Source organism: Marisediminitalea sp. (assembly GCF_984433645.1).
This window is the reverse complement of the sequence record NZ_CFIDRX010000026.1, coordinates 24065-32091: the sequence shown is the minus strand read 5'-3', so window position 1 is coordinate 32091 and position 8027 is coordinate 24065. Positions and strand designations below refer to the sequence as shown.

Here is an 8027-nt window from a genome sequence, read left to right as displayed (position 1 = left end):
TGTTTGGTGAGTCAGAATGGGCAGAGCAAGCCAAACAATGGCTGCCGGCTAAAAATACCGATACGCCCTTACTTATCAGCAGTCAGTCTGTGACTCGCGACAACTACGGTAGCGATGTCGACAAACTGCTGGCTCAGCGCCGCGCAGCCTTCGACCGCTACCGCCAGGCCAAAGGCCAGGCACATATTGAAACCCGGCCCAACAGACTGCGCTCCCCCTGGTTGTGGCTGGCAGTGGTACTGGTGTTTCTGTCCAGCTTTGTTGCGTTACTTGGCTGGCAATACGGCGCAACGTTAAGCACGTTGTTTAACCCTATTGAACAAACCACACAATCCGGCGCTGAGGAAGTGCATGCCAACAACACTGAAGACAGTACGCCCACGCAAACAATCAGTGTGCCTAAACAAACTAACACGGTGATTGAAGAGCCGGTGAAGCAGCCCTCTGAGAATGCCCGCGTGGTAACCAGCTTTACTGACGCACTAAAAACTATACCAGAGCCGGAAGTGCGCACTTCTGAGTCAGTAGAAGCCACTCAGCAGCCAATAGCGGTACCTACTGCAAGTTCTGTTGAAACGACTGTCACTGAAACAGCAACCGAACAGCCTGCTATAGCTGGAGGAACTGAAGCTGAGTCCGCAGATAACGTTGGGCAAGCAAGCGAGAGTCCGGTAGCTGCTAGTGAACTGAATTCCGAGCAACCCGCTGTTGCAACAGCGACAGTCGACACAACCGCACTTATGACCGAGGCTGACCCCGCCGCCTACTACATTCAAATTGCAGGCATGAAAGACCTGCCGCTTGCTAAAGACTTCCTGCGGGACCACAACCTTACTGACAAGGTTACCATGTACAAAACTGCACGTTACGGCGGCGATTGGTACGTTCTGCTGTGGCATACAAGTGCAGCCACCCTTCTTGATGCCAGAGCAATGGTATCGTCTTTGCCGCCGTTCCCAGGCAAAGACGCTGTTTTTGTAAAATCCGGCCGTCAAATCCAAGGCGAACTGAACCCGGCACGCTAATATTTTACCGATTCTGGAAATTGCTGGTTGTCGGGATCCGCTGTGGTCGCTACAATCAGGGTTTCTCTGGGTTGAACATGTTTTACAGCTTCATTTTCTGAATGTGCGCTGTCATGGCTATGCTTTCCACGAAGACAAATAACCAATAAATCGTCAGTGAGTAGTTACCAACATAATGGCAGTCAATAAAAACCGGGCATTCCTCAAGTGGGCAGGAGGCAAATACAGCCTGGTAGAAAAGATAAACGCGCAATTGCCAGTTGCGAACAAACTCATTGAACCCTTCGTCGGTGCAGGGTCTGTTTTTCTGAATTCAGACTACCCGCATTACGTCCTCAACGATATCAATCCAGACCTGATCAGCTTGTACAATCTGTTGAAGCAGCAACCAGATGTACTCATCAACGATTTAAAAGCGTTCTTTACACCAGAGCACAATGAAGAAGCCACGTATTATGCCCTGAGGGAAGAGTTTAATCAGACCACTGACGAGCATTATCGCGCGCTGTTATTCGTCTATTTGAATCGCCATGGCTACAATGGCTTATGCCGTTATAGCCTCAGCGGACGCTTCAATGTGCCATTCGGCCGTTACAAACGCCCCTACTTCCCCGAGCGTGAAATGTATGTATTCGCGGAAAAGTCCCAACACGCGAAATTTACCTGCCTACCTTTCGAAAAAGTCTTCCAACGCGCCCGTAAAGGCAGTGTTATTTACTGTGATCCACCTTATGCACCAATAAGCAAAACCGCATTGTTTACCAGTTATGCAGCCAAGCAGTTTAGTCTTGCATGCCAAAACAAGCTTGCAACACTGGCAAAACGGGCTGCTTATAAAAGAGGGATCCCCGTACTCATATCGAACCACGATCTACCACTGACACGCCAGCTATACAACGGCGCCCATATCTCGACCTTAAATGTAAAACGGTCAATCAGTCAGAAGGGCCACAAACGTAAACCAGTCAGTGAACTACTGGCGTTTTTCGACGATACGCCGGTTATGCCGATTACCGACGAACACAACGCTAAGGCAGTATAAACTGCACTAACGCTATCAGAGACAAGACAAACAGAATGACAAATACAACACCAACTGTGATGTACACTTTTACGTCGGGTTGAGAGAAGTCTTTTTGGTAGTTTTTATGGCTTTGCACACCGAAGGCGCTCGCCAACACGCTTTGAATCACTTGCAGTAAACCGGGTTTACTGGCCATTGCGACTATTCGCTGTCCGTGCCTTTCTGGCGCGACAATAATTCCAGCAAATCGAGATAATGAAAGCGATAAGACGTAGAACGACCGGTTAACCAGCTCGACCAGCTTACCTCTTCGGCATGCTGCTGTGCGTTCGCACAAGGGGGCTGACAGTCATTTGAGGCTATTTCGCGGCTATCCGTTGCCAAATGAAATGTTCCTACCAGCAAGCCAACAGTTAACACTGTGCCAGATGCCCGCCATTTTAGGTTTCTGTTAAACATTCACTTATCTACCCAGTAGATTCCATTGGTTTAATTATAACCAGTTCGAACCGTCTGGCAACGAAAATTTCCGCCTAAAGTACAAAGGCCACGCATTTCTGCATGGCCCCGTACGCACAACAAATAATTTTTAAGCGACTATCGCTTACAGCTCGAAGTCTACACCGTAAGAAACAGTGAACTTCACGCTGTCGTTGTCTAACGCGTCCGGACCAGCGTCGTCCAGGTCAGTACCACTGATCATGAAGCCGAAACCGTCTTTAGACAGCGTCAGTGCGTAATCCATGTAGTCACCAGGTACGCCGTTGAATGACTCAGAAAAGTCGCCCTGGTGAGAACCAAGGTGAACACCAACTTCAGTGCCGCTTTCCAGTGCGTAAGCATAGTCAAGTGACAGGTAAGTCGTTGAACCAAAACCGAAGTCTTGATTTGGGCCTTCATCTGGTTCTGCGTTCGCCAGAACGTATAAAGTCGCGCTGAAGTTACCGTAACCTACTGTACCGTAGATTTCGCCGAAATCGTAACCGGCTTCAGTGTCGTAGTTGTAGTACAGGTAACCAACATCATATGAAATGTCGCCAGCTTCGCCCGCGTAACCGAAGTAGATGTCGTGCTCGTAAGAGTAAACATCGTCTGCACCATACTTAACGTTAGATGCCCAAGTACCCGCGTAGAAACCGCTGTCGCTTGCGTAGTCGATACCACCTTGTACAGCTGCTTCGTTCATGGTTTGAGTCAGACCACGCCAGATGTAGTTGTTGGTAACGCTAACGTTAGCAGATACGCTGTCAGCAAGGGCAGCAGTAGAAGTCAGGCAAGAGCCAACAACAGCTAAAGTTACCAAAGTTTTATTAAATTTCATGTGTGTTCTCCGTAAATTAACTTTGCATAAGTGTTTTAAAATCACTTTCTGTCTATTGTTCTTGTTATTGTGCTCACGACATACGCAAACTTGATGCCCAATTAATAATCTTCGTCAAAATCAAAGAAAAAACACATAAACATATGATTTTATTTATATTTTATTTAGAGCATTTTTTAACCAGAAGATTTCGTACGCGCACTCGCACAAGCCCGTCGCACCATATAAGTGCACACTCACCAATAAAGGGCGGTATTTTGCCTTTTGCCTGCTCACAGAATCCGGTAAAATTTAATCAATAAAAGCGTTATCAAAAAACGTGTTAAAAAGACGTACTCTGCAAATCCATAAAGCCAGTTGCTGGCTTGACTAACCCGAAGGTAAGGTATGAAAGATTTTCTGATAGCCCCGTCCATTCTGTCCGCCGACTTTGCCCGGCTAGGCGAGGATGTTGAGAAGGTACTGACGGCCGGTGCCGATGTCGTTCATTTTGATGTCATGGATAACCACTATGTGCCTAACCTGACTTTCGGACCTATGATCTGTAAGGCTCTGCGTGACTACGGCATTACGGCCCCTATTGATGTGCACCTGATGGTTTCACCGGTAGACGACCTTATTGAGCAGTTTGCAGACGCCGGTGCCAGCATGATCAGTTTTCACCCCGAGGCAAGTCAGCACGTTGACCGCAGTCTGCAGTTGATTATTGATAAGGGCTGCCAGCCCGGCCTGGTATTTAACCCGGCGACATCGCTCTCTCACCTTGATTACGTCATGGATAAGCTGCATCACATACTATTGATGTCGGTTAACCCCGGCTTCGGCGGTCAGTCTTTTATTCCAAATACGCTGGACAAGCTGCGTGAAGTAAAACAAAGAATAGAAGAATCAGGCCGAAATATACGTTTGGAAGTTGACGGCGGGGTGAAAGTCGATAATATCGCAGCCATTGCTGACGCAGGCGCAGACATGTTTGTTGCCGGCTCAGCTATTTTTAACCAGCCTGATTACGCCACCGTGATTCAGCAAATGCGCAACGAACTCGCTTCAGTTGGCGCCCGGTAATAACAGTAGGTATAAATTCATGAGTGTAAAACCAATCGTACTAAGCGGCTGTCAGCCGTCCGGTCAATTAACCCTTGGCAACTATATGGGTGCACTGAAGCAATGGGTGAGCATGCAGGACGACCACGACTGTTTGTACATGTTGGTAGACTTACACGCCATCACTGTTCGTCAGGAGCCTGAAAAACTGAAGCAGGCCTGCCTTGATGGTCTGGCTTTATACCTTGCCTGTGGCATTGACCCGCAAAAAAGCACGCTGTTCGTACAGTCTCACGTACCTGAGCACGCGCAACTGGCGTGGGTATTGAACTGTTACACGCAAATGGGCGAGCTTAACCGCATGACCCAGTTTAAAGACAAGTCTGCAAAGAATGCCTCTAACATCAACGTAGGTTTGTACAGCTACCCGGTACTGCAAGCAGCAGATATCTTACTGTACCAGGCAGACAAGGTGCCGGTTGGTGAAGACCAAAAGCAGCATCTTGAACTTACCCGCGATGTAGCAACGCGCTTTAACAATATCTATGGCGATACCTTCCGCCTGCCCGATCCGTACATTCCGGAATTTGGTGCGCGCATCATGAGCTTGCAAGAGCCTGACAAAAAAATGTCGAAGTCTGACAACAACCCGAAAAACTACATCGGGCTGCTGGAAGAGCCGAAGAAACTGGCGAAGAAGATCAAGAGTGCCGTCACCGATTCAGACGAGCAGGCGCGTATTTATTACAACCCAGCAGAAAAAGCCGGCGTCAGCAACCTGCTGACCTTGCTCTCACTGGCGACGGGGAAATCGGTTGAATCACTGGTCCCGGATTACGAAGACAAAATGTACGGTCACCTGAAAGGCGACGTAGCCGATGCCGTGGTAGCATTACTTGAGCCCATTCAACAACGCTACCACCAGCTTCGCGAAGATCAGGCGTACCTGAATGAAGTCATGCGTGAAGGTGCGGCCAAGGCACAGGCAAAAGCCAGCAAAACTCTGGCTGCGACCTATGACGCCTTAGGGTTTATTGCCAAACCTTAATTGGGTAGCGGGTACCACTTGTTATTGCTCATCGACAACTATGATTCGTTCAGCCACAACCTGGCGCGTTACTTTGTTGAGTTAGGTTGTGAGCTGAAAGTCGTCAGAAATGACGAGGTCAGTCTGGCAGACATCGCTGCCATGCCGTTACAAGGCATCGTGATTTCGCCGGGGCCTTGCACGCCTGATGACGCCGGAATCAGTCTGGCAGCGATCAAGCACTTTGCTGGCACCTTACCCATTCTTGGCGTATGCCTGGGACATCAGGCTATAGGTCAGGTATTTGGTGCCAGAGTCTGCGGTGCCCACCATATTCGTCATGGAAAGCTTTCACCGGTTCTACATAACGGAAGCCCTCTGTTCGATAATATCCCTGAACGCTTTACCGTAACTCGCTATCACTCATTGGTTTTATCGCCAGAACAGTTACCTGACTGCCTGCAGGCAATTGCCTGGAGTCAGGATGGCGACGAGCCAGAGATCATGGCGGTAGCGCATCGCACTTTACCCATTTGGGGCCTGCAGTATCATCCGGAATCTTTGTTAACCGAGTATGGCCATCAGGTACTGGCTAACTTTTTAACCTTAGCCGGTATTTCAGCGCCTTATACGCCGCGGCTTTCAACGGAACAAGCGTAAACACATTCGCTCTGAATTCGCGCAACAACACTACGGCGTGTTTTTTAGCACTATTTCCGAGCTGGGGTTAATTAAGTTGCAGCGTATTGGGAATCGGCCGATACTACTTTTATATCACGCTATTTTTATCGATCTGCAGTACAAACGGAGTCACTACATCGCTTATGGCTGAGCAATTACTAACGCCCCCCTCCATTGCCGAACGTTTTGATTATTGGCTGATTGCGCCTGAGCGCGTCAGCGTCATGATTGGCAAACGTGCGCCGGGCGAAGTAAGTTATGAGGAATCTGAACAGAGTTTTACCCGTCGCCAACTGCTTAAAGTCGAAAAAACCGCGATTCGCGACAAGCTGCAAACCGCCAAAGTCCGCGCAGAATATCTGGCTCAAATTAACCAGCAACTGCATACGCTGGTTAAGAAAAAGCTAACACAAGCTATCAGTGACACGCCCGCGATCCTAGACAAACAACTAAACTGGCAAGACGAGTCAACAGATCTTATCGACCTGCTCACCACACCATCAGCAACCATTTCAAAAGTGGAGGCTGTTGCGGCAGGCATGCCCTGGCTGTATGACGAACTGCTGAAGTTAGTTAATGCCCCACAAAATCGTCGGCGCGATGCGCGGGGCATGGTGATTGTGGTCGACACGCTGAAGACCGCGTTGAGTTTTATGGGCATCGACAACGTAAAACTGGTACTACCGGCTTTGATGTTCCGTCAGTCAATCCCCTTGATTACCGATCCTTTTCCGCAAGTAAAGCACAAGACCATGGAATACGCGGTAACCTGTGCCAGAACCGCTGAAGCCATTGCACCTCAATTTAAAGCCCAGCCCTACCCGGCTTACCTGCTTGCCCTGCTGAGTCAGTTAGGCCGCAGTGTGATCCTAAAACTCTATTTTAAACTGTTCGAACAAGTGCATTTTGATTTTCTGCAACACGCGCAGAAAGCCAAATTGCGCGATTTGCACAGTGCACTTACGCAGTTATTGCCAGACCCAGCGCAGTGTATTCAGTTGATTAACCAGCACGGCGATAAACTGTCTCTGCACCTGTTTGAACAAATGGTATTCAAGCGGGTGGACTTGCACACCCCCATGCAACAGTTCCTGCAAGAGCCGGATGATGAGGATGCCTTGCCGTTAACCCGCACACTTCAACAAAGCCGGTATTACGCCAAATTCAGAATGCTCAGTGACGCTAAATTATTCCTGGAAGACGAAGCCCCGGTATTTCGTTCTGGCAGTGCGATATCCGCAGACACTTTAACTGCATTGCAAAAACAAACCCTGTCACAACTTCCCGTTGTTGCCGAACTTTAAAACAGCTGAATCCAGACGCGTAATTACCTGTTCATCGCGCGGAATTGCGCCATGTTCTGAGCTGAAAACGTAAAAAAGCGTGTTTTTTTCGCTTTCATAATCATTCAGCCGTAAACCCTGGTGTACATCTACACGCGTTCAGCCCGCTCGCGTGGCGCAAGATACAAACTCTCTATTGTTTATTTTTCCGTCTATTCACTTCTATGGATAGTTATTCACTAATTATGCAAGTTAAGCCACACCCCTTGATTTTACTGTGTTTACAGCCAATGAATTGACGAGACAAAGGCGCGTTATGCTGGCATACTGAAGCGCTTTGAAACACATTATTCCACTGTATTTCGTTGCTCATTTGAGGCAACGAGCAAACAGTAAATCGACAGTTAGAGGTGAAGAGATGAATGTAACCCGGAGTTTATTTGATGAAGTCATGGTGCCGAACTACAACCCTGCCAGTATGGTACCGGTTCGCGGTGTGGGTTCGCGAGTCTGGGATCAGGACGGCAACGAATTCATCGACTTTGCCGGTGGTATTGCTGTAAACGCACTGGGTCACTGTCACCCTGAGTTGGTAAAAGCCCTTACCGAGCAAGGTAACAAG

General features: G+C 48.6%; 10 protein-coding genes. 7 read left to right on the top strand and 3 right to left on the bottom strand.

The features are described 5' to 3' along the window. The coding region (locus tag AC4MRN_RS05625) for an SPOR domain-containing protein (protein WP_491202727.1) at positions 1-1025 on the top strand (1025 nt) is incomplete at its 5' end. Between the two features lie 175 nt (positions 1026-1200). Continuing rightward, the gene (locus AC4MRN_RS05620; RefSeq protein ID WP_073324307.1) at positions 1201-2067 is read left to right on the top strand and encodes a Dam family site-specific DNA-(adenine-N6)-methyltransferase; all 867 of its coding nucleotides are present in this window, start codon (positions 1201-1203) and stop codon (positions 2065-2067) included. On the opposite strand, the gene AC4MRN_RS05615 is transcribed toward AC4MRN_RS05620, so the two are convergent. The 3 genes from AC4MRN_RS05615 to AC4MRN_RS05605 form a co-directional block, all read right to left on the bottom strand. Continuing rightward, positions 2054-2245, bottom strand: coding sequence for a DUF2970 domain-containing protein (locus AC4MRN_RS05615; RefSeq protein WP_255051122.1), 192 nt, complete (start codon positions 2243-2245; stop codon positions 2054-2056). The genes AC4MRN_RS05620 and AC4MRN_RS05615 overlap by 14 nt on opposite strands. A 5-nt stretch (positions 2246-2250) precedes the next feature. Next, the gene (locus AC4MRN_RS05610) at positions 2251-2508 is read right to left on the bottom strand and encodes a hypothetical protein (protein WP_073324305.1); all 258 of its coding nucleotides are present in this window, start codon (positions 2506-2508) and stop codon (positions 2251-2253) included. Between the two features lie 145 nt (positions 2509-2653). Beyond that, positions 2654-3370 carry a TorF family putative porin gene (locus AC4MRN_RS05605; protein ID WP_073324304.1) on the bottom strand — a complete coding sequence of 239 codons (717 nt, stop codon included), beginning with the start codon at positions 3368-3370 and terminating at the stop codon, positions 2654-2656. Positions 3371-3757: 387 nt separating this feature from the next. Between AC4MRN_RS05605 and rpe the strand changes: the two genes are divergently transcribed. The 5 genes from rpe to AC4MRN_RS05580 all read left to right on the top strand — a co-directional run. Further along, positions 3758-4435, top strand: a complete 678-nt coding sequence (gene rpe / locus AC4MRN_RS05600; RefSeq protein WP_491202726.1) for a ribulose-phosphate 3-epimerase — start codon at positions 3758-3760, stop codon at positions 4433-4435. Between the two features lie 19 nt (positions 4436-4454). Then, positions 4455-5462: a tryptophan--tRNA ligase gene (trpS, locus tag AC4MRN_RS05595; RefSeq protein ID WP_370164176.1), complete on the top strand. Its 1008-nt coding sequence runs from the start codon at positions 4455-4457 to the stop codon at positions 5460-5462. An 18-nt stretch (positions 5463-5480) separates the two neighbouring features. Next, positions 5481-6101 carry an anthranilate synthase component II gene (locus AC4MRN_RS05590; protein ID WP_491202725.1) on the top strand — a complete coding sequence of 207 codons (621 nt, stop codon included), beginning with the start codon at positions 5481-5483 and terminating at the stop codon, positions 6099-6101. A 164-nt stretch (positions 6102-6265) separates the two neighbouring features. Beyond that, positions 6266-7426 (top strand): HDOD domain-containing protein, encoded by a 1161-nt coding sequence (locus tag AC4MRN_RS05585; RefSeq protein WP_491202724.1) that lies wholly within the window; start codon positions 6266-6268, stop codon positions 7424-7426. Between the two features lie 397 nt (positions 7427-7823). Next, positions 7824-8027, top strand: a 204-nt coding sequence (locus tag AC4MRN_RS05580) for an aminotransferase class III-fold pyridoxal phosphate-dependent enzyme (protein WP_491202723.1), incomplete at its 3' end; no start/stop codon positions are given.

What these genes read in the sequence shown, in the direction of transcription:
- AC4MRN_RS05620 (WP_073324307.1), top strand. Translation starts at nt 1,201, where the DNA reads ATGGCAGTCAATAAAAACCGGGCATTCCTCAAGTGGGCAGGAGGCAAA.
- AC4MRN_RS05615 (WP_255051122.1), bottom strand. Translation starts at nt 2,245, where the DNA reads ATGGCCAGTAAACCCGGTTTACTGCAAGTGATTCAAAGCGTGTTGGCG.
- AC4MRN_RS05610 (WP_073324305.1), bottom strand. Translation starts at nt 2,508, where the DNA reads ATGTTTAACAGAAACCTAAAATGGCGGGCATCTGGCACAGTGTTAACT.
- AC4MRN_RS05605 (WP_073324304.1), bottom strand. Translation starts at nt 3,370, where the DNA reads ATGAAATTTAATAAAACTTTGGTAACTTTAGCTGTTGTTGGCTCTTGC.
- rpe (WP_491202726.1), top strand. Translation starts at nt 3,758, where the DNA reads ATGAAAGATTTTCTGATAGCCCCGTCCATTCTGTCCGCCGACTTTGCC.
- trpS (WP_370164176.1), top strand. Translation starts at nt 4,455, where the DNA reads ATGAGTGTAAAACCAATCGTACTAAGCGGCTGTCAGCCGTCCGGTCAA.
- AC4MRN_RS05585 (WP_491202724.1), top strand. Translation starts at nt 6,266, where the DNA reads ATGGCTGAGCAATTACTAACGCCCCCCTCCATTGCCGAACGTTTTGAT.